We start from the raw sequence: 20,665 nt of genomic DNA, 5'->3' as shown, positions 1-20,665 counted from the left end.
GATAAAAAGGACAGGCATAGCATACGAGCTTACCCCTAACCCTTTAGTCTGCGTCTTGATCGCCTAACGTTTCTTCATAGCTTTGCGCATCGAGCAGGCTATCGATTTCAGACTCATCTGTCGCTTGAATCTGGAACAACCAACCATCGCCGTATGGGTCGCTGTTAACCAGTTCAGGGGCGCTATCTAACTCTTCATTGACGGCCACGACTTGACCAGAAATGGGCGCATAGATATCCGACGCCGCCTTGACCGACTCTGCAACCGCACAATCGTCACCCGCATCAAAAGTGTCATCTTCATCAGGCAAATCGATAAACACCATATCCCCCAGTAGGGCCTGGGCGTGATCAGAAATGCCAATGGTAAATAGGCCTTCCCCTTCAGGGCGAACCCATTCGTGTGTAGCGGTAAATTTTAATTCAGATGGGATATCACTCATAATCTTGTTCCTTGTTACACCCAATGACAACTCACACCGTCAATCGGTACATTCAACATCTCTCACAACCTGATCGCATGCCGACTCGGCAATGGTCTTTGTGCTATTTAGCATATTCTCTGTTTTTCGCCAATTTCAGCCATCACGCAATCATCAAAAAGTGGTCGTGCGCGTCGTAGGCTTTGCCAGATCAGGCAGGTCCCCCTCCAACCCTAACGCCCGCGCCATAAACGGCTGCTTGGCGCCGGGCAAATGATTGACCGCACGCATGCCCACGCCACGGACGAGCTTTTTCATCGGATTATCGCCTGCGAACAAGCTGCGGAACCCTTGCATCACCGCAATCATCTGCACCGCTTCCGCTTTACGCCAACGCTCATACTGGCGTAAGCCGGCGTAATGGCCAATATCTTTCCCTTTGTCGGCGAGTGACGTCAGTGTTTGCGCCAAAGCGGCCGCATCGAGCATCCCCAGATTCACCCCTTGCCCAGCCAGAGGATGGATAGTGTGCGCCGCATCACCGACCAGAGCCAGGCGCTGCGCCGCAAAGTGTTGGGCATAACGCATGGTAAGCGGATAGCTAGCCCGCGGTCCCACCACCTCACATAGGCCGAGTTGCACATCAAACGCAGCGGTTAAGGCACGGTTAAAGGACGCTGAGTCCACCGCGACGTAATCCGTCGCTTGTTCTGGGGGAACAGACCAAACAATTGAACATAAATGCGGGTCTGAAAGTGGCAAGAAAGCAAGGGGGCCGTCCGGTGTAAATACTTGTCGTGCAACGCCCTGATGCGGCTCCGCCGTGCGCACCGTCGCCACCACCGCATGATGACCATAGTCACGCTGTACCAAGGGGAAGTCGGCTTGCTCACGCACCCAGGATCGCGCTCCATCAGCCCCCACGACCAGTTTCGCCGTCACACCGCCTCCAGATGCGAGTTGTAACCAGGTTTCGCTCTCTCCTTGCAGCATGGATTGGCATTGCGCTGGCATCAACACAGTCACATTGTCTTGCGTTTGCACTTTATCGAGCAAAGCCAACTGAATCACACGGTTTTCAACAATATGGCCGAGATTTTGCTGGCCAAACGCCTGCGCATCAAAATGGATGTCGGCAAAACTGTCTTTCTCCCACACCCGCATCTGTTGGTAACTGGCCACACGCCGTGAGGCGATGCCCGGCCAGACATCCAGGGTGCGCAGTATGTTTTCACTCGCTCGGCTCAAGGCAGAGACGCGGTTCTCTGGTACGTCGTTTAAGGTCGTTTCCGGCGCTTTACCTTCTATCACCACCACCCGCAAATCCGTGTCGGCTAGAGAGGCGGCAAGTGTGAGCCCCACCATGCCGCCACCGACAATGGCCACATCGGCATTGATCATTTTCATCTCGGTTCTACCCATCCTATGGTGCGTTGCACAAGCGGTTGTTTCATACTCTCTAATGCTGACATTAATCCTAACCCGGCATTACGTGCCCCCGCCAGAAGCGGGCTATCATTGGAAAAGAGGTGAACCAACCCTGATGTCAATGCCACTGTGGCATCTCGGTCTGGTGTTCGTTGTTTGGCGTACGCCATCAATGTTGGCATCGCACCGATATCATCACCACGCGATGCCGCCTCCGTCAGTGTATGAGCCAACGTCATCACATCTCGCAAACCAAGGTTAAAGCCTTGTCCGGCAATCGGGTGTAGGCTTTGTGCCGCATTCCCCACCACGGCCACACGATGACTCACCGGGCGAACCACTTGGTTGAGCGTCAATGGATACGCATGACGCTCTCCAACATGCAGCAACTTGCCTAAACGCCAGCCAAACACCTGCTGCAGGCGATGAAGAAACGCATCATCACTCACTTGCATCAGCCCTTGTGCTTGCTCGGCTGTCATACACCACACCAACGAGCAACGCCCTTGCGACATGGGTAACAGCGCCACGGGGCCGGTTTGGGTAAAGCGTTCAAAGGCGTGGCCTTGATGAGGCAGTGCGGTTGACACATTGGCAATCACTGCCACCTGACCAAAATCGTGTTGCTGACGCGGAATATTAAGCTGCTGGCAACAAGACGAGCGCCCACCGTCAGCCGCAATGAGTAGCGAAGCAGTTAGAGATTGTCCCTGCTTTAATCGCACCGTTACCGCCGCCGGCGTTCGCTCAATCGCCATCACGGCATCCGGGCAAAACACATCGATCGCCTCGCGGTGTTGCAACTTTTGGTGAAGCACCGCTCCGGCATCCGCCAACTCGATAACTTGGCCAAGATAAGGCACGCCCTGCGACTGTGCGTCAATATGGGTTTGTCCGGCGTGACCACGATCAGACACATGAATATGCTGAATCGGCGTGCCAAAGGGGGCGAGTGACTCCCAAAGCCCTAAGCTCGCAAAGGCTGCACAACTGCCTCGTGCTAATGCGATACTGCGTGCATCGTAACCTGGGTGCTCGCGATGATCGGGCACCATCGCCTCGACCACGGCGATACGCAGTGTGCCGCCACTCAATGTGTCTAAGGCCAGTGCGGCAGTCGCCCCGGCCATTGCGCCGCCTGCGATCACTATGTCATAGGCTTTCATCCCACTCTTTCCTCACCCTGAGTCACTGACACCTCAATCTGAACGCGTCATTGAGATTAATGCAATGTTTTAGGCGTATCGTCACTGTCCGGGCGCGCCCCAAGTTCGGCATGTACCACCATGCTGCACACGCGCACATGTTCGACAACCTGCTCAAGCAACTCTGCTTGCTCTTGCATGTCGCCATCTTCATCGACACCCAGCTGCGCCACGTCTTTAAGATCGCCCAACGCTTCTGTCACATCCTTAGATAAGGTGCGACCTTTGGTTCCGATCAATCCCACTCCGGCTAAAAACGCGTTGATCCACTCCACCAGTGCTTCGGCTCGAGCCACGACACCGGATTGTTCGTCGTCAGGGACATAAATATCTAAATCAAGATCACTGCCGGTAAGCTGCGCTTTTAGCTGGTGATAGCTTTGCATGGCAAGTGTCTTAGACTCTGTTGGCCACCCCATCCCTTGATGGGTGTAATCATAAAGCATGGTTAGCCAGCTACCATCTTCCAGCTCTAGCCCGCCACTGAGCATGCCAGCGATTAAACCGTGCATTTCTGCAGGCGTTACCGCCAAACTATCAGCTCTCAGTGTGTCTGCTGTTGTCGCATAAGCGGGTAAACGGGTATCAGTCACAATCTTGCCCCTTGCTGTGCCATCAAAAATAAGAGGCTTAGTTTAGCATTTCACACCACTGGGCTGAATCATTGCGATTAAAAACGATCTCACGCCGATGCAACGGCTACGCGATACATTGCGTGTTGGGTGGCTGGTTGATAAGCACAGTGTAAAGGCATCAACCAGCCAATCACGATGACAAGGATCAACCCACACCGGCGGGAGGCTTTCCTCTTAGCGAGCCAATTCACAGTTCTGTCTAAAAGCTGAAACACTCAGTGAATGATAGGCACGACTGCCGTCATATTATCGCCCTTAAAGGGTTGTTATTGTTAGACCTATGCGTCGTTTGAATACCACTTTTTGATTAAATTCGCGGCACCAGTGGCGGAGATGGTTTTCGATGTAGTGTATTCACCAGAATAATTGCTAGAATAGCGCCATATTATTGTGTACTGGGCCCTCGACAAATCGGGCCGTATGAGGAGCCAGCGTGGGACTATGAGCACACAACCGGTTGAAATTAAAATTCTAGATCGTCTTGTTCGCGTCAATTGTCCACCCGGGCAAGAGCAAGCGCTTAAAGATGCAGCAAGCGAGTTCGATCAACGGTTGCATCGGCTGGCTGAGCGCACTAAAGTAAGCAATACAGAACAGCTAATTGCCATTGCCGCTCTCAATGTTTGCCACGAATTAAATGATGCCAAACAGTCATTAGAGACACTGCAAGATCAGGTAACGCAACGGACCGCCCTGATGACATCACAACTCGATAAAGCAATGGCAGCGCAAGGATCGCAAGAATAACCCAATTCCCTGGGGTGTTTGTCAGCGGATCTACGTCCCTGAGCCGATAAGCAAAACTAAGGGTGCGTTGTTATAAGCTACTGAGCAAGCTCGGCATGCACCGAGAAGCCTACGGTTTATACTACCCACCCGCCTTGAACCAGCGGGTTCAAGGGCCATCGATCCCAACGGCACCCCGGGGTCCTCTTCACCACCCTTTGGCTAGCATCAAGGACAGTTATGCAGCCTAGACAACACATACGACACGCCATCCGTGACGCACGTCGTCAGCTCTCTCCTGAGCAACAAACGTTCGCCGCAGAGGCGGTGACCAAACGATTTATCGCGCTGGCTGATGTTGAACAAGCCACAAACGTTGCCCTGTACCTCTCTTTCGATGGCGAGCTAGATACAACGCCTGTCATTGAGGCGTGCTGGAGGGCGAACAAAAATGTCTACTTGCCCGTCATTCATCCCTTTAGCCGTGGTCACTTACTGTTTCTCCACTACACCCCGACCACCCCAATGCGGATTAATGGTTATGGGATTGCTGAGCCCCAGCTCGATATTCGCACCTTGATACCGAGTAGAAAACTCGACGTGATTGCCACACCTTTGGTGGCGTTTGACGCTAAAGGACAGCGCCTTGGCATGGGAGGGGGCTACTACGACCGTACACTCGGCTTATGCGCACCGGATGCGGTCGCGGTTGGGCTCGCGCATGATTGCCAGCAATGGCCCGCGTTACCGACCGAGCAATGGGATGTGCCTTTGCCACATATTTTGACCCCCAGCCAACATTGGCAGTGGCCAACGCGTATTTCGCGACCTAAACCCTGACGCCATCTATTGGCTTCGCTATAATCACGCCCAATCCCCTAGATTCAGGAGTTAGCATGACCCAAGACGAAAAGAAAAAAGCCACGGGCGAAGCCGCGGTGGAATATGTCAAACCCGGCAGCATCATTGGTGTGGGAACGGGGTCGACCGTGAACTACTTTATTGATGCCCTCGAGCCAATTAAGGAGCAAATCAAAGGCGCGGTGTCTAGCTCAGAAGCCTCGACCGAGCGACTAAAAGCCTTGGGCATTGAGGTACTCGACGCCAATGAAGTGGCGAGTTTAGATATCTATGTTGATGGTGCAGATGAGATCAATGCGCGCAATCATATGATTAAAGGCGGTGGTGCTGCCTTGACGCGTGAGAAAATCGTCGCGGCAATCGCAGACAAGTTTGTTTGTATTATCGACGACACCAAACATGTGGATGTGTTGGGTGAGTTTCCACTTCCCGTTGAAGTGATCCCTATGGCACGCTCTTATGTCGCGCGTGAATTGCTCAAGCTAGGGGGCGACCCGTGTTACCGTCAAGGTGTGATCACGGACAATGGCAACGTGATCCTCGACGTACACAATATGAAAATTCAAGATCCCAAAGGGTTAGAGGACGCCATCAATGCGATTCCTGGTGTGGTGACGGTTGGCCTGTTTGCCAATCGCGGCGCAGACATCGTGTTAACCGGTACCGACACTGGCGTGAAAAAAGTGGCAAACTGAGTGCATAACACAGCAAATCAAATGCTTACGCCCCACGGGTAATAACAAAAAAAGCCAAACGTTTGCGCTCAATGTAATCAATAAGTTAAAAGCACCTTTTTCAAGGTGCTTTTTTTATGGTCTAGAACGGATAATTCTTACCCCACATGGGAATTTTTGTTATCTTGGTCACTGTTCTGATACCGGCACATCGCCTGCCCTGCGGTCTTTTGACGTAAAAGATCACGCTAATGACCAGGTCAATCAACCGCCACTCCTTTTCGCCACTCACGCGAGGGAATAAGGTACGATGCGCCCCGGCACTCAGGCGCAACATTGCTACCATTATTGTTTCTAAGGAAGAGAACAGCCCGCATGTCACACTATTCACTGGACAAGAATAAAATCAAAATCCTATTACTCGAAGGCGTCCATCCTACTGCTGTTGAAGCGTTCAAGCAGGCCGGATATACCAACATCGAGTACCACAAAGGCTCACTCACTGGTGAGGATCTCGAACAAGCTATCCAAGATGCACACTTTGTGGGGCTACGCTCTCGCACCCAATTAACGGAAGCTGTCTTTGCAAAAGCGAAGAAGCTGGTCGCGGTTGGCTGCTTTTGTATCGGCACCAACCAAGTCGATCTTGATGCTGCGGCTAAGCGCGGGATCCCCGTTTTTAACGCGCCTTTCTCCAACACCCGCAGTGTCGCAGAGCTGGTTTTAGGTGAGATCCTGCTGCTCCTACGCGGGATCCCCGAAAAGAATGCTAAAGCACATCGCGGCGAGTGGCAAAAGTCTGCTGACCGCTCTTTTGAAGCGCGCGGTAAGGTACTGGGCATTATTGGCTATGGCCATATCGGTACCCAGCTGAGCATCTTGGCGGAAAACTTAGGGATGCGCGTGTATTACTATGATGTCGACAACAAACTCTCGTTAGGCAACGCGATTCAAGTTAACTCGCTCACAGAGCTGCTTAATCGCAGTGATATTGTCTCGCTCCATGTCCCCGAGACGCCAAGTACGCAGAATATGATTGATGCCGAGGCCTTTGCCCGCATGAAACCAGGGGCAATCTTTATAAATGCCTCACGCGGCACCGTGGTTGATATCGATGCCCTATGCGGGGCGCTAGAAAGCAAGCATTTGGCCGGTGCGGCGATCGATGTTTTCCCGGTTGAGCCAAAAACCAACAAAGACGCATTCAGCTCTCCGCTACAAGCGTTTGATAATGCGCTACTCACACCGCATATCGGTGGCTCAACGCAGGAAGCACAGGAAAATATAGGCTTGGAAGTCGCCAGTAAGTTGGTTAAGTATTCTGACAATGGCTCGACTCTGTCATGCGTCAACTTCCCTGAAGTATCACTGCCAGAGCATCAAGGCCGCTCGCGCTTGCTGCATATACACGCCAACCGTCCCGGGGTGCTGACCAAAATCAATACAACGTTCGCGGACGAAAACGTTAATATCGCGGCCCAGTACTTACAAACATCGTCGCAAATTGGTTATGTGGTGATTGATGTCGAAGACAGTGACCATGCCTACAAAGCACTGAAAAAGCTAAAAGCGATCGAAGGCACCATACGCGCGCGAATCCTGCACTGATTCGTGCCAGAAACGAAAAAAGCCCCGACAGGGGCTTTTTGGATGCTTGCTTGTTATCCCTGGCAACACTTATTGCTCGTCGCGCAGAAAGACCAACTCGTTGCCTTTTGAGTCCGCTTCACTGAAATAATAGCCTGCCACATTAAACGCTTTAATGTCTGCCACTGAACTCGCGCGCTGATCAATCAAATAACGCGCCATCATGCCACGTGCTTTTTTGGCATAGAAGCTGATCACCTTGTATTGACCGTTTTTATAATCTTTAAACACCGGGGTGATGATGTCGCCGTTAAGCACTTTCTTGTTAACCGCTTTAAAGTATTCATTAGAGGCAAGGTTCACCAATAGCTCACTGCCTTGCGCCGCCAAGTCATCATTCAGTGCCTCTGTGATGATATCTCCCCAGAACTGATAGAGGTTATCACCGCGTGGCGTCGACAACTTGGTGCCCATCTCTAAGCGGTAGGGCTGCATCAAGTCGAGCGGCCGCAACAGGCCATACAAGCCGGATAACATACGAAAATGATCTTGTGCCCAATCGAAGTCTTGCTCGGACATTGAATTGGCATCTAGCCCTGTGTACACATCCCCTTTAAAGGCAAGCGCGGCGGGTCGTGCATTATTTGGGGTAAAAGAGGGAGACCATTCAGAAAAACGCACAGCATTAAGACTGGCGATTTTATCACTGACTTTCATCAGCGAGGCAATGTCTGCCGGCGTCAGCTGGCGGCAAACCTCAATCAACGCCTCTGAGTGTTCAGTCAGCTGAGGTTGGGTATAACGGTCTGTCGGCAATGGCGTTTCATAATCCAAGGTTTTTGCAGGAGAAACCACTATCAGCATGTTGCTCGCCCTTTTGTTAAATATCTTTGCTAAGCCTATCATTCCCGCATAAAAAAACCACCGCCCGCCACCGCACATCACGCTTACCGATGGCTAACGTTTGGGGAGCGGCCATGCCTTATCATCAAGCTGACTGTGCAGCTCAGGAAAACGACGACTGTCAAACACAGGCAGTCGCCCCAACGAACGTTGAGTGTGATAATCCTTTGCCAAACGCTTGACGATGCCCGATAACAAAAAAATCGCAATCATGTTTACCAGTGCCATCATCCCCATAGACGCATCCGCGAGGGTCCATACCAGCGGCAGTTCCGCCAGCGCCCCAAACATGACCATGCCTAAAACTAAGGCACGGAAGTACGGCAACGCCGGACGGCAACGCTGATTGATAAATAACAGGTTAGTTTCTGCATACGAATAATTGGCAATAATAGAGGTAAAGGCGAAGAAGAAAATCGCGACGGCCACAAACTGCTCCCCCCAGTCACCCATTTGTGCGCTTAACGCCCGCTGAGTCAACTCAACTCCCGTGATTTCGCCGCCGGGAATGTACTCACCTGATAGCAGAATAATCGCTACAGTAGCGGTGCAGATCACCAAGGTATCGACAAACACGCCGAGCATTTGCACATAGCCTTGCGAAACAGGATGAGGCGGATAAGGCGTCGCCGAAGCGGCGGCATTGGGCGCTGACCCCATGCCAGCTTCATTCGAAAACAAGCCGCGCTTGATGCCTTGAATCATGCCCTGTGCCAAGGTGTAACCCAATGCCCCCGATGCCGCTTCGTGAAGGCCAAATGCGCTCTTTACCACCAGCATGAATACCGCAGGTACCTGCTCAAGATGGGTGACGACCACATACACGGATAACGACAAATACAGGAGTGCCATCACGGGCACAATCACTTCGGCCGTGCGCGCGATTTGGCGTAGCCCGCCATATATGATCAAGCCGCTGACCAGCACCAATCCCGCACCAACATAGGCCGGCGGCCATGAAAATGCCACCTGTGCCGCTTGTGAGATAGAGTTAGCTTGCACCGAATTAAACACCAAGCCAAATGCCAGGATCAGCAATATCGAGAAAAGCACCCCCATCCAACGCATGCCTAACCCATATTCCATGTAATAGGCTGGACCACCGCGAAAATAGCCGTCGGGATCCCGCACTTTATACACTTGTGCCAGCGTGCTCTCGGCAAACGCTGTGGCCATGCCGAGGAATGCCATTAGCCACATCCAAAAAATCGCCCCCGGGCCACCCAATGACAGGGCAACCGCCACCCCAGCCATATTGCCCGTCCCAACACGCGCGGCAAGCCCGGTACACAAGGCTTGGAAAGACGAAATACTGCTCCCCTCACGACGTCGACTATGACGCATAACCGAAAACATATGGGAAAAGTGACGAAACTGAATCCCCCCTAATTTTAAGGTAAAAAAGATCCCGCCACCGATGAGCACATAAATGAGCACCGAGCCCCAAATCAGATCATTAATAAAAGTGAGTAGGCTCAATGGACTGTCCCTCGTCGTGATTCAGTAAGGATAATAGCGATGCGGCGCAATCTTCGCGTGAACCACCGCCTAGGTCAATTCAAACCCATCACGGCTGGGGCAACAGTCACTGATTTTAAAAATCAGTGATTGCAGTCTCATAAAAACTTCATCTGACTGCCACAAATGAGAAATACTTCAATTTTACGTTAGGGGGAGCTGTGGTATTTAGAAACTGACCGCAAGGTGAAAAAGAGGTGACTATGGAAAACATTGCCTTTAACGATCTATTCGAGCAAGACAAGCCACAACGCAACGGACGCGCAAAACCAGTCAAACGTAAATGGAGAGAAATTGAAGCGCTGAAAGACAAACAGCGGCTAAAAAAAGAATTGGAAGAAATCGATATTTTTGGCGATTTCTCTCAACTGGACCTCGATTAACTCACCCTCAATATAGGATTGTTAAAAGGTGCTCATCGAGCACCTTTTTTATCCTCCATCAGCGACTTCGCCTACTCCGTCTCGAGATAAGGCTGCCAATCAATGGGCATTTTTCCCTGCGCTTGCAACAGCGCATTGGTTTGTGAAAAGTGCTGACAACCAAAAAAGCCACGATGCGCTGACAGTGGCGACGGATGAGGCGCGGTGAGTACATGATGGCGCTGACGATCAATCGCTTTGCCTTTTTTCTGGGCGTGCGCGCCCCATAATAAGAACACCACGCCTTGGCATTGTTGGTTTACCGCCTCAATGACACGATCCGTGAAGGTTTCCCATCCCAGTTTGGCGTGGGAGTGTGCCTTCCCTTGCTCCACGGTGAGCACGGTATTAAGCAACAACACACCTTGCTCTGCCCAGCTTTTTAAATACCCGTGAGAAGGTGGCGTAAAGCCTTCAATATCGGTGGCAAGCTCTTTGTAGATATTGACCAATGACGGTGGTGTTTTCACGCCTGGACGCACAGAAAAACACAGCCCGTGAGCTTGGTTCGGCCCGTGATACGGGTCTTGGCCCAGAATCACCACCTTGACGTCGCCCAGCTCAGTATAGCGAAAGGCGTTAAACACATCTTCTTTCGGTGGAAAAACCGTCACGCCATTGGCACGTGTTTGTTCAACATAGGCGAGGGTTTCGCGAAAGTAAGCTTGTTGTTTCTCATCAGCCAGCACTTGCTGCCACGTTTGCGCCTGAGTCATGGTTGCTCCTTTTGATCACATTGGCGCTATTCTAACGAGGCAGCTTGGCAAAATCAGTGTGTAGAACGATCTTTTGTTCGTTCGGTATGAGCGTGGTAATGACGCTGACAGCGGCCTTGTACCGCGCGGTTGGGGGCGGGTAAGCTCGCGCGAGTCATGGTTGGCTTAATCATGGTGCTTTCCTCATCATTATGGATTCATCGTAGACAATGAAATTTTAATGCCAACTTTACAAACGCAATAAAATCATACCATTAGCCAACACCCCGAACAGCATGAGCCGCAAAATGAGCACAAGTGGTGCAAATTTGCCTCTTTTTTGCGCACACACGACGCTTTCTTTTGTAATTTTATTACTACAATTTTCATTAAAGTATTGCGCAAGTGCTAGTCGGGAGGAAGGGCGCGTGCTACAGTAACCGCATTAGATAAACAAAGATTGATATAAGATAAATATCATAATGTTAAGAACACAACAAACTTGATTCAGGTCAATAAATCCCCACTCTAAAAAGGGTATATATAGACACTCAAAATGATGAAATCTTACATCATAAAAAGTCACTATCATAAAAGGGGATAGGCCATGATCACGGGTATTCAAGTAACCTCAGCAGCCAATGATGAACTCGTTAATTCTATTTGGTTGATCGATAAAGACACCGATCAAGCACGCTGTGTCTGTGCCAAACAAGGCTTTGAAGCGGATCAGGAAGTTGCCCTATCTTCTTTGGGTGAATTCGATTACCGCGAAGTAAATATCGAAACACAAGCGGTCAACGAAGGCGGTCAGCACCTTAATGTCAACGTACTCAAGCGTGAGACACTGGAAGATGCGGCTAAGCACCCAGAGAAGTACCCACAGCTAACGATTCGTGTCTCTGGCTATGCGGTACGCTTTAACTCACTGACGCCTGAGCAGCAGCGTGACGTAATCACCCGCACCTTTACCAGCTCCCTATAAGAAGCGGTTCAAGGCAAACCAGAGTGTGTGTCAAATAAAACAGCCCGCAATCGCGGGCTGTTGTTGTATTAATGATCGCGATAACTGGCTAAACCTTAACCATTCACTTCAAGCAAGTAGTCTCGTAGCGTTTGGAAATCAGGCTCTTGCTCGCGTGAAAGCAGCGTCATTTGCGCATGCTTCGCCAGCGGCCCAGGTAGGGGAATATCTTTACCGAGGATCGCGTCAACCGATTCTTTAAATTTGGCCGGGTGGGCGGTGCACAAGAAGATCCCCTCTTCTCCTGGTTCAAGCTGTTCCGCCAGCAATCGGTATGCAATCGCACCATGAGGCTCGCACAAGTAACCGGCCTGAGAGAGCGACTTTAAGCTCTCAGCCGTTTCTTCATCATCAGCACGCCCTGAGGCAAGTTCACTCAGCCTCCACTGCTCACGGCGGAAAAGCTCTTCGATACGTGGCCAGTTGTTGGGCTGACTCACATCCATCGCGTTGGACAAGGTGGCGACCGTTTGCTGCGGTGCCCACTCGCCTGAATCGAGATACCGTGGCACCGTATCATTGGCATTGGTACCCGCAATAAAGCGCTTAATCGGCAGTCCCATCGCTTTAGCAAGCAACCCTGCGGTAAGGTTACCGAAGTTACCACTGGGCACCGATATCACCACCTGATCGCGTTTATGCGCAGGGAGCTGCGCCACCGCCTCGAAGTAGTAACAAATCTGGGCCATTAAGCGGCTAATGTTGATGGAATTCGCTGAATTAAGGCCAATGGCCTGACGCAGCTCGCCATCATCAAAGGCTTGCTTGACCATGCTTTGGCAATCATCAAAAGTGCCATTGATCGCGACCGTATGAATATTGCCGCCAAGTGTACAAAAGAGTTTTTCCTGCAGCGGACTGATTTTGCCTTTCGGGTACAAGATGACCACGTCGATATTATCAATACCGTAGAACGCGTGGGCAACCGCCGCCCCGGTATCCCCAGATGTCGCCGTGAGGATGGTGATCTTTTTACCATCCGATACCGCTGCCAGCGACTGCGCCATAAAACGGCCACCAAAGTCTTTAAAGGCCAATGTCGGACCATGGAAAAGCTCTAGCGCATGAATATGGTCATCCACTTGTTCAAGTGGCGCAGCAAAGCTAAACGCATTGCTAACCAGTTCACTCACTTGGCTTTTTGGCAGCTCATCGCCAATTAATGCAGATAAAATCTTGCTACTGCGCGCCACCAAAGGCATGGCCAGTAATGCCTCGATATCGTCAAAGTAGGGCAAGCTTTCAGGAAAAAATAACCCTTGCCCGCGACCGAGCCCTTGCTGGACAGCTTGCGAGAATGACACTGTTTCACTGTGATCTTTGATGTTGTATAGCTTCATGCCTGACTTCCTATTTCTTTTGCGCCCTGTCCATCAATGCGACATACATGAACAAAGCCATCATTATTTTGTACATAGTGCTCTCGCAACCACTGCGCTAACCGCTCTGCCACCTGTCGATCATCACAAATGCTAAACAGCGTCGGTCCTGACCCCGAGATCCCTGTGGCTAATGCACCACAACTGGCGGCATAGTCGCGAGCGTCCGCAAATCCCGGTAACAGTTTTTGCCGATACGGCTCGGCAATCACGTCGCAAATTAAACTCGCCGCCAATTTAGGCTGTTGTGTGTGGCACGCGTGAATAAAGCCGCCGATATAGCGACCATGAGCGATCACATCTTGCCGACGGTACTGGGCGGGCAAGATGGTACGTGCTTCTGCCGTCGACACCTTGATGCCCGGATAGGCCATCACCCAATACCAGTTTTCAAAGTGCGGCACCGCTTGACTGATCACCCCTTGGCTTTCCAGCATGAGCTGAACGCCACCCAAATAACACGGCGCGACATTATCATAATGTAAGCTACCGGAAATGGACGCTTCCATCTCTCCCATCAGCGCTAACATGCGGCTCTCATCGAGCGCATGGTCATGAAAGCGATTTAACGCATCGAGCGCGGCGACAATCGAGCATGCACTGGAGCCAAGTCCTGATCCAATCGGCATATTCTTTTCAAGCACCATCGCCACCGGCTTCACCGCCAAGTCACGGGTTTTAAGTACCTCGGCATAGGCCAGGTACGCTTGATAAACGATATTATCCTGCTCGTTCGCAGGCAGCTTATCGATAAATCGGCCTTGGCAGCGCAATGAAAACGCCTGGTTTCCACCGTCTGCCACTTCTACCACATCACCCAATAAGCTGCCGTCGATAGGGCTCACCGCTGCCCCCAAAACATCAAACCCGACACTCACGTTACCAATCGATGCGGGTGCATAAACACGGACTGCCATGACTAGACTCCTAACTTCCAACCTAGGGTGCGCATTAAGTCCGCAAACACCCCAGCCGCGGTCACGGCGGTTCCCGCGCCATAGCCTCGCAGCACCAAAGGAATCGGCTGATAATAACGGCTATAGAAGGCCAACGCGTTCTCACCCTCTTTGATTTTATTCATAGGATCATCATCGGATACGGCTTGGATTTTGACAAAGCAACGTCCGTCTTCAATACCACCAATATACCGCAAGACTTTGCCTTCTTTGGCGGCTTCCTCTGACCATTGTTTAAAATAGTCATCGGCTTGCGGCAAACGTGCCATGAAACTTTCTACATCGCCAGATTGATCAAAGCCAGGCGGAAGCGCAGGTTCAACCTCAACATCGTCAAGTTCAAGTTCCATGCCGGCTTCACGTGCCAGAATCAAGAGCTTACGTGCTACGTCCATGCCCGATAGATCGTCACGCGGATCCGGCTCGGTAAAACCGTTTTCACGTGCGACCTGGGTCGCCTCGCTAAAGCTGGCGCCATCATCTAACTTGCCGAAAATGTGGGAAAGCGATCCTGATAAAATCCCAGAAAAGCGTGACAGCTCATCCCCGGCCGCAATCAAGTTTTGTAGATTTTCAATCACCGGTAAACCTGCACCCACCGTGGTCTCATACATAAATTTGCGGTGAGTCGCGCGGGCCGCCTGACGCAACTGGTGATAGTAAGCCATGCTACTGGTATTGGCTTTCTTGTTGGGGGTGATCACGTGAAAGCCTGCACGCAAGAAATCAGCATATTGATCGGCGACCTGCTGATCGGCGGTGCAATCGATCAACACAGGGTTAATGATGTGATTGCGCTGAACCAGCTGGATCATCCCCGCGAGGCTAAACGTCGATAGGTGGTTGGGAAGTTCATCGCGCCAGCTATTCAAATCAATGCCTTGGCTATTCAGCCACATCCCTTTGCTGTTCGCTAAACCACAGACCCGCATCACAATGCCTTGTTGCTGGAGCTTGGCTTGCTGACGACGGATTTGCTCAATCAGCTCACCGCCCACGCCACCGACACCGACGATAAATACATCCAAGTGATGTTGGCTATTAAATAAGTTTTCATGACAGGCTTTAACCGCTTCAGAGACCCGCTCTGAAGGAACAACCGCAGAGATAGCACGCTCCGATGAACCTTGAGCAATCGCAACGATATTGACGTTTACTTCCGCCAACGAGGTGAAAAAGCGAGAGGCAACACCTTTCGAGGTGCGCATACCATCGCCTACCAAGGAGACAATCGACAAGTTATCCATAAACTCGACAGGCTCGAGCAGACCATCTTTCAGTTCAAGCTCAAAATGGTTACTCAGCACCTTATCGGCTTTTTCTTTGTCCCGGCTTTGAATACAAAAACTGATGCTGTATTCAGAAGAGGATTGGGTAATCAACACAATTGATACCCCCGCCGATGACATCGCACCAAACACGCGTGATGCCATCCCTACCATGCCTTTCATACCAGGGCCTGATAGGTTTACCATGCTCAGATCGCTTAACGTAGTGATCCCTTTAATGGCCAGCTTATCCTCACCACTGTCTTCGCCAATTAAGGTGCCTTCGGCTTGCGGGTTGGCGGTATTTTTGATTAAACAAGGGATGTGGAAGCGTGCGATTGGCGCAATGGTTTTGGGATGTAATACTTTGGCGCCAAAGTAAGACAGCTCCATCGCTTCTTGATAGCTCAATGATTTAAGCAAGCGCGCATCCGGTACGAGGCGAGGATCACAGTTGTAGACACCGTCGACATCTGTCCAAATCTCGCAACACTCGGCACGTACACACGCCGCGAGTACCGCCGCCGAGTAGTCAGAGCCATTGCGTCCTAGGGTCACCAGCTCGCCGTTTTCGTTTCCCGCCATAAACCCTGGCATCAGGCCAATGTGCTTAGCTGGAACGGGTGATTGTTTGAAACGTTGCGATGAGGCTTCGATGTCTACTTCAGCACTTAGATGGCTCCCGGAAGCGGCAAAGTATGCCACCGGGTCGATATCAAATACCGCATAGCCACGCGCTTCGAGCAACGCATGCATTGCGGCGACTGATAAACGCTCGCCTTTGCTGACCACGCGCGCATAAGTGCTATCGGGACAAAGGCCCAACAAACTCATGCCATGCACATATTGACGAAGTTGGCCGAGACTACGCGTTAATTTATCGAAAAGTGGCTGGGTATCAAGGTTGGGCTGCCGCTCAGCAAGACCATGGAACAAATCGACGAAAAGCTGCTCGAGCTCTTTAAGCGGCAACTCCGCTTCACCATGTTTGACCGTATTATCGACCACAGAAACGAGAATGTTTGTGACTTTCGCGGGGGCGGATAACACGGCAGATACATCGCTCTGCCCTTGGTTACTGACAATGATATCGGCAGCGCGGCTGAAGCGCTCAGCATCGGCAAGCGACGTGCCACCAAATTTTAAAACTCGCATCCGTTTGGAACCTCTCTCTCTACGATAAAAAAAAGCCCGTACCTGAGAAGGTACGGGCTTTTTTGTAAATTCTGTGCGTATCAGCCCGCACCAACACACGTTGTGCCAGTAATAATAATGGTGGTTGTGGTGGTCTGGGTGCTGATCGTTAGTTGCATGTGTGTTGCGTTTATCATTTGTTTTGTTTGATTCTCTCTAGGTGTATCGAATCATGTTGCTTAGGTCAACAAAAAAGTGATCCTGATTGCTTTTTCAACAAAACTCTGCGAGCTTGAACAAGGGAGCAACCTGATCGCAAGGAGCGCGAATGACCCAAGAAGCGATGGCTCAGTTAGTCGCCAATACCATTCTACAAGGCTCGGATGCTATGTATGGCCGGTTTCTCGATGTCACCTCCGGTGCGCAAGAGCGCTTTGAGCAACAAGACTGGAAAAGTGTTCAACAAGCGCTTAAAACGCGTATCCAGTTCTATGACCATCATGTTGGCCTTGTCAGTCAGCAGCTAGGTGCCATGCTGGGAAAAGAACATGCCACACGCTCCTTTCTAATGGCAGTCAAAGCCGCTTACGTCACCTTGCTTGATGACTACCCGCGATACGATATCGCCGAGAGCTTTTTTAACTCGGTTTATTGCCGGATCTTTGAACACCGCAACATCCGCCGCGATAAGCTATTCGTGCAAAGCTCCCAAGGGGGACGGATCCCTAAATACCCCACTCCCTTGTTAAGGCGCTTTCAATCGCAAGCAGGCATTTACGCCACTTTAGAGCGGATGCTCGACAGCACGCCGTTTACCCTACCTTGGCGGGATAAAAGTGGCGATCTCAAGCGTATCACCCAAATACTGCAAGCACGGTTTGGTCCGCAGCTTACCATGAGCTTTACCCTCGAGATGGTGCGTCAGCCTTTTTTCCGCAACAAAGGCGCTTACCTTATCGGTCGACTCGATATGGCTAACCAACGTCGACCTTTAGTGCTGCCGCTGGCGATTTCCGAGCAAGGGGAGCTGTACATCGACGCCTGTCTTACCGACAGTGATGATGTCAGCATCGTGTTTGGTTTTGCCCGCTCGTATTTCATGGTGTATGCCCCTGTCCCGGCGGCATTGGTAGACTTTCTTAACCAGTTGATGCCCAATAAAACCCCCGCTGAGCTTTACACGGCGATTGGCTGCCAAAAACACGGTAAAACCGAGCTATATCGCGAATTTCTTTACCACCTGGATAACTCAGATGATTTATTTGATATTGCGCCTGGGGTTAAAGGGATGGTGATGTCAGTGTTTACCCTGCCTTCCTATGGGTTCGTGTTTAAAATCATCAAAGACAAATTCGCGCCACAAAAACAAATGACTCATGCCCAAGTCAGGGAAAAATACCGCTTGGTAAAAGAGCACGACAGAGTAGGACGCATGGCCGACACCCAAGAGTATCGCAACTTCATTTTTCCGCGAGACCGTTTTAGCGATGCCTTGATTGACGAACTCCTCGAGGTGGCCCCCTCCTGCGTCAACGTCACCGACAACGAAGTGCGCATTCGTCACCTCTACATGGAACGACGGATGATCCCGTTAAATATCTATCTCGAGCAAGCCGAGCCGGACGCCATCACCCAAGCCGTACAAGAATATGGTGACGCGCTTAAAGAACTGGCCGCCGCTAATATCTTTGCTGGCGATATGCTGTTTAAAAACTTTGGCGTCAGTCGTCACAACCGAGTCATTTTCTATGATTATGATGAAATTTCTTACCTCACAGAGGTGAACTTTCGCCGTATTCCGCCGCCTCGCTACCCAGAAGATGAGCTGGCTGCAGAGCCTTGGTACAGTGTGGGCGACAATGACGTGTTCCCGGAAGAATTTCGCACGTTCTTACTGGTTAATCGCACCGTCGCCGACGAGTTTGACCGACTTCATCCAGAGCTGTTCGAAGCCGGTTATTGGCAGCAACTGCAAAGCCAGGTAAAGGCCGGGCATTTTCATGATGTTCGCCCCTACAGCGAAGAAAACCGATTAGGGCATACGACGCTCTCAGCAAAAATGGCCTAATCGTTGCTTAGTCATCGTGTATTAACGGCACACGGGAGAGTTACCGCCTTTGTGCGCCAATACAATGGCGAATCGTCAATACATTGACATCTTGGTCTATCGACCCTCTTCGTGAGGCGTGAGGCGTGAGGCGTGAGGCAAAATTCGGCAGCAGTCTCTATTTTTTGTCTACACTGATCGCAGCGAATCAGCATCTTCGTAAACTGCGCTACGCCTAAAAAGAACAATGAGGCACAAGATTTGAGTATAAAACAATTAGGACTGTTGACCCTCGTCTTGCAAGCTGTGGCAGCACCTGCGTGGGGCCATCCGTTCACTTGGCAAACGCTGCCGACAGGGATGTCTGATCACTTCTTTATTCAGTCTATCCCATCGGCGACACAAGGCTTTGACAGTTGGACCATTCAATCAGGTTATCGTTACCCACTCAGCAATGTGTCTGTTTATATGGGCACGCAACTGAAAAGCGAAAACGATCAACACACCACGCAACAGGGGTTATTAAGTGGGATTGAATACCGTTTTACCGACAAGCTACGCCTTTCGAGCCAAATTAGCCGTGATAATGACGATACGCTGATCAACCAGTGGGGCGTAAGCAGTCGCTACCAGTTGAGTGAATCGATTGATGTCAATGCCGGGCTCGATGTCGAGTTTCGTCCCGAAACCTCCCCCGAATCGATTTACCAACTCGGGGTTGGATTGCACTTTTAGCTCGCGGCTCAGATTAGCCGGTTAGTGGCTCTGCACACACCACCACGCCATTAGCATCGGCGTATAGGTAATGCCCTGCCATCACTGATACCCCTTCAAGTGCCAACGCCACATCAACCTCACCTTGATCCCGTTTTTGTGTTTTAATTGGGCAGACACCCAAGGCTTTAATGCCAATCGGCAAGGTCGCTAACGTCGCCGCATCGCGAACCGGCCCAGCAATCACCACCCCTGCCCAGCCATTATCTACCGCACTTTGCGCGATAAGATCGCCCAGCAAAGCTCTATCCATCGCACCAGAGCCATCCACCACCAGCACTTGCCCTTCACCGCGGGTTGCCAGCATCGCTTTCACTTTGGAATTATCGTGATGGCAACGTACCGTGCGCACCCGCCCTTCAAAACAGCGCTTGCCACCATAGTCTTGCCACTGCACAGGTAGCCATTGCACCGCTTCTGGGTGGTTATCACATAAGTCCGGCAATTTATCGTCCATGATTCCTTTCTCCTTTTTTCGTCGTGAGGAAAATTTAGCGAGTGGGGGCCGTCAACAAGGATGAAAAACGCACGTTCAGTGATTGCGGTGTAAACGTATCCATCAAAACAGGCAACAACCACAAGCTATCATTCTCTACCCAATAGATAGCATTTTGCTGCCATTGTTGCGCCAATAACATCGCTTCGTGCTTATCTAAAGCAACCGCAAAACCCGGTTCATACCAACTCCCATCTGGCGCACCGCCATTCATTGGCCAATAGCGTATCCCTTGTTGCACCATGGCACTTTCCAGCTGGTCATTACGCGATTGATTCTCTTTCTCAGATAAAGGTTGGCTACGCGGATTAAATGCGGTAAGAATAGCAAATGCGTCGGCATCTGGCGCTTGAGGGGCGTGAAACGCGATCGATTGGTAAGTTTTCCACAATTCTTGCTGGTTATCAGGATCACACATTGTTTACACCTGCTCGTGACTCATACTATGCTTAATGACTAATTATGCGCGAATATTCATAAAGTTAAGTTAAAACGCGTCGCTAACTGACACT

At 51.0% G+C, this 20,665-nt stretch carries 20 protein-coding genes, 1 other RNA gene and 1 other annotated feature; of the genes, 9 read left to right on the top strand and 12 right to left on the bottom strand.

The window, feature by feature from the left end; genetic code table 11:
• Window positions 1-43: 43 nt before the first annotated feature.
• The 4 genes from gcvH to C7A19_RS08970 form a co-directional block, all read right to left on the bottom strand.
• The gene (gene gcvH / locus C7A19_RS08985) at window positions 44-433 is read right to left on the bottom strand and encodes a glycine cleavage system protein GcvH (RefSeq protein ID WP_321166657.1); all 390 of its coding nucleotides are present in this window, start codon (window positions 431-433) and stop codon (window positions 44-46) included.
• A gap of 162 nt (window positions 434-595) precedes the next feature.
• Window positions 596-1,828, bottom strand: a complete 1,233-nt coding sequence (locus C7A19_RS08980) for an FAD-dependent 2-octaprenylphenol hydroxylase (protein WP_116644730.1) — start codon at window positions 1,826-1,828, stop codon at window positions 596-598.
• Window positions 1,825-3,015, bottom strand: a complete 1,191-nt coding sequence (gene ubiH, locus C7A19_RS08975; RefSeq protein WP_116644729.1) for a 2-octaprenyl-6-methoxyphenyl hydroxylase — start codon at window positions 3,013-3,015, stop codon at window positions 1,825-1,827. Before ubiH ends, C7A19_RS08980 begins: the two co-directional genes overlap by 4 nt.
• A gap of 56 nt (window positions 3,016-3,071) precedes the next feature.
• Window positions 3,072-3,647: a UPF0149 family protein gene (locus C7A19_RS08970; protein ID WP_077458837.1), complete on the bottom strand. Its 576-nt coding sequence runs from the start codon at window positions 3,645-3,647 to the stop codon at window positions 3,072-3,074.
• A gap of 483 nt (window positions 3,648-4,130) precedes the next feature.
• On the opposite strand from C7A19_RS08970, the gene zapA reads away from it, so the two are divergent.
• From zapA to serA, 5 genes are all read left to right on the top strand, one after another.
• Window positions 4,131-4,436, top strand: coding sequence for a cell division protein ZapA (zapA, locus tag C7A19_RS08965; RefSeq protein WP_046074068.1), 306 nt, complete (start codon window positions 4,131-4,133; stop codon window positions 4,434-4,436).
• Between the two features lie 3 nt (window positions 4,437-4,439).
• A non-coding RNA gene (gene ssrS, locus C7A19_RS08960) (6S RNA) lies at window positions 4,440-4,622 on the top strand.
• Window positions 4,623-4,655: 33 nt separating this feature from the next.
• Window positions 4,656-5,255: a 5-formyltetrahydrofolate cyclo-ligase gene (locus C7A19_RS08955; RefSeq protein WP_116644728.1), complete on the top strand. Its 600-nt coding sequence runs from the start codon at window positions 4,656-4,658 to the stop codon at window positions 5,253-5,255.
• A 56-nt stretch (window positions 5,256-5,311) separates the two neighbouring features.
• A complete protein-coding gene (gene rpiA, locus C7A19_RS08950; RefSeq protein WP_077458839.1) occupies window positions 5,312-5,971 on the top strand; it encodes a ribose-5-phosphate isomerase RpiA in 660 nt (219 codons plus the stop codon).
• Window positions 5,972-6,325: 354 nt separating this feature from the next.
• Complete coding sequence (gene serA / locus C7A19_RS08945; RefSeq protein ID WP_069363433.1) at window positions 6,326-7,558, top strand: phosphoglycerate dehydrogenase; 1,233 nt, start codon at window positions 6,326-6,328, stop codon at window positions 7,556-7,558.
• Between the two features lie 69 nt (window positions 7,559-7,627).
• Here the strand turns inward: serA and yaaA are convergent, their stop codons facing one another.
• Both yaaA and C7A19_RS08935 read right to left on the bottom strand, forming a co-directional pair.
• Window positions 7,628-8,401, bottom strand: coding sequence for a peroxide stress protein YaaA (gene yaaA, locus C7A19_RS08940; RefSeq protein WP_069363432.1), 774 nt, complete (start codon window positions 8,399-8,401; stop codon window positions 7,628-7,630).
• Window positions 8,402-8,494: 93 nt separating this feature from the next.
• Window positions 8,495-9,919, bottom strand: coding sequence for a sodium:alanine symporter family protein (locus tag C7A19_RS08935; protein ID WP_116644727.1), 1,425 nt, complete (start codon window positions 9,917-9,919; stop codon window positions 8,495-8,497).
• A gap of 242 nt (window positions 9,920-10,161) precedes the next feature.
• Between C7A19_RS08935 and C7A19_RS08930 the strand changes: the two genes are divergently transcribed.
• A complete protein-coding gene (locus tag C7A19_RS08930; RefSeq protein ID WP_046074061.1) occupies window positions 10,162-10,341 on the top strand; it encodes a DUF3545 family protein in 180 nt (59 codons plus the stop codon).
• 71 nt (window positions 10,342-10,412) lie between these two features.
• Here the strand turns inward: C7A19_RS08930 and ung are convergent, their stop codons facing one another.
• Entirely contained in the window at window positions 10,413-11,096 is a 684-nt protein-coding gene (gene ung, locus C7A19_RS08925) for a uracil-DNA glycosylase (protein WP_069363430.1), read from the bottom strand.
• A gap of 586 nt (window positions 11,097-11,682) precedes the next feature.
• Between ung and grcA the strand changes: the two genes are divergently transcribed.
• Window positions 11,683-12,060, top strand: a complete 378-nt coding sequence (grcA, locus tag C7A19_RS08920; RefSeq protein ID WP_046074059.1) for an autonomous glycyl radical cofactor GrcA — start codon at window positions 11,683-11,685, stop codon at window positions 12,058-12,060.
• A 95-nt stretch (window positions 12,061-12,155) separates the two neighbouring features.
• Here grcA and thrC read toward each other — a convergent pair whose 3' ends face one another.
• From thrC to thrA, 3 genes are read right to left on the bottom strand one after another with little or no spacing between them, the layout of a single operon-like run.
• The gene (thrC, locus tag C7A19_RS08915; RefSeq protein ID WP_116644726.1) at window positions 12,156-13,439 is read right to left on the bottom strand and encodes a threonine synthase; all 1,284 of its coding nucleotides are present in this window, start codon (window positions 13,437-13,439) and stop codon (window positions 12,156-12,158) included.
• On the bottom strand, window positions 13,436-14,395 hold the full coding sequence (gene thrB / locus C7A19_RS08910) for a homoserine kinase (protein WP_077456580.1): 960 nt from the start codon (window positions 14,393-14,395) through the stop codon (window positions 13,436-13,438). The genes thrC and thrB overlap by 4 nt, the downstream gene beginning before the upstream one ends.
• Before the next feature lie 2 nt (window positions 14,396-14,397).
• The gene (gene thrA / locus C7A19_RS08905) at window positions 14,398-16,857 is read right to left on the bottom strand and encodes a bifunctional aspartate kinase/homoserine dehydrogenase I (RefSeq protein WP_077599231.1); all 2,460 of its coding nucleotides are present in this window, start codon (window positions 16,855-16,857) and stop codon (window positions 14,398-14,400) included.
• Window positions 16,858-16,882: 25 nt separating this feature from the next.
• Window positions 16,883-16,999 (bottom strand) — a sequence feature (Thr leader region).
• 165 nt (window positions 17,000-17,164) lie between these two features.
• On the opposite strand from thrA, the gene aceK reads away from it, so the two are divergent.
• Together aceK and C7A19_RS08895 are read left to right on the top strand one after the other, a co-directional pair.
• Window positions 17,165-18,904, top strand: a complete 1,740-nt coding sequence (gene aceK, locus C7A19_RS08900; protein WP_077456576.1) for a bifunctional isocitrate dehydrogenase kinase/phosphatase — start codon at window positions 17,165-17,167, stop codon at window positions 18,902-18,904.
• 240 nt (window positions 18,905-19,144) lie between these two features.
• Entirely contained in the window at window positions 19,145-19,618 is a 474-nt protein-coding gene (locus C7A19_RS08895) for a hypothetical protein (RefSeq protein WP_077456574.1), read from the top strand.
• A 13-nt stretch (window positions 19,619-19,631) separates the two neighbouring features.
• On the opposite strand, the gene C7A19_RS08890 is transcribed toward C7A19_RS08895, so the two are convergent.
• On the bottom strand, window positions 19,632-20,114 hold the full coding sequence (locus tag C7A19_RS08890; protein ID WP_069363425.1) for a putative 4-hydroxy-4-methyl-2-oxoglutarate aldolase: 483 nt from the start codon (window positions 20,112-20,114) through the stop codon (window positions 19,632-19,634).
• A gap of 34 nt (window positions 20,115-20,148) precedes the next feature.
• Window positions 20,149-20,571 (bottom strand): DUF3293 domain-containing protein, encoded by a 423-nt coding sequence (locus C7A19_RS08885; protein WP_069363424.1) that lies wholly within the window; start codon window positions 20,569-20,571, stop codon window positions 20,149-20,151.
• Window positions 20,572-20,665: the final 94 nt, after the last annotated feature.

This window comes from Salinivibrio sp. HTSP, from assembly GCF_003390965.1.
In the GTDB taxonomy this organism is placed as follows: Bacteria; Pseudomonadota; Gammaproteobacteria; order Enterobacterales; family Vibrionaceae; genus Salinivibrio; species Salinivibrio kushneri.
This window is presented reverse-complemented; position numbering and strand designations above follow the sequence as displayed.

Coding starts and splice junctions, on each gene's coding strand:
- aceK (WP_077456576.1), top strand. CDS start 17,165: ATGACCCAAGAAGCGATGGCTCAGTTAGTCGCCAATACCATTCTACAA.
- thrC (WP_116644726.1), bottom strand. CDS start 13,439: ATGAAGCTATACAACATCAAAGATCACAGTGAAACAGTGTCATTCTCG.
- grcA (WP_046074059.1), top strand. CDS start 11,683: ATGATCACGGGTATTCAAGTAACCTCAGCAGCCAATGATGAACTCGTT.
- rpiA (WP_077458839.1), top strand. CDS start 5,312: ATGACCCAAGACGAAAAGAAAAAAGCCACGGGCGAAGCCGCGGTGGAA.
- C7A19_RS08885 (WP_069363424.1), bottom strand. CDS start 20,571: ATGTGTGATCCTGATAACCAGCAAGAATTGTGGAAAACTTACCAATCG.
- ung (WP_069363430.1), bottom strand. CDS start 11,096: ATGACTCAGGCGCAAACGTGGCAGCAAGTGCTGGCTGATGAGAAACAA.
- zapA (WP_046074068.1), top strand. CDS start 4,131: ATGAGCACACAACCGGTTGAAATTAAAATTCTAGATCGTCTTGTTCGC.
- yaaA (WP_069363432.1), bottom strand. CDS start 8,401: ATGCTGATAGTGGTTTCTCCTGCAAAAACCTTGGATTATGAAACGCCA.
- C7A19_RS08890 (WP_069363425.1), bottom strand. CDS start 20,114: ATGGACGATAAATTGCCGGACTTATGTGATAACCACCCAGAAGCGGTG.
- C7A19_RS08955 (WP_116644728.1), top strand. CDS start 4,656: ATGCAGCCTAGACAACACATACGACACGCCATCCGTGACGCACGTCGT.
- thrB (WP_077456580.1), bottom strand. CDS start 14,395: ATGGCAGTCCGTGTTTATGCACCCGCATCGATTGGTAACGTGAGTGTC.
- ubiH (WP_116644729.1), bottom strand. CDS start 3,015: ATGAAAGCCTATGACATAGTGATCGCAGGCGGCGCAATGGCCGGGGCG.
- C7A19_RS08930 (WP_046074061.1), top strand. CDS start 10,162: ATGGAAAACATTGCCTTTAACGATCTATTCGAGCAAGACAAGCCACAA.
- C7A19_RS08980 (WP_116644730.1), bottom strand. CDS start 1,828: ATGAAAATGATCAATGCCGATGTGGCCATTGTCGGTGGCGGCATGGTG.
- serA (WP_069363433.1), top strand. CDS start 6,326: ATGTCACACTATTCACTGGACAAGAATAAAATCAAAATCCTATTACTC.
- thrA (WP_077599231.1), bottom strand. CDS start 16,857: ATGCGAGTTTTAAAATTTGGTGGCACGTCGCTTGCCGATGCTGAGCGC.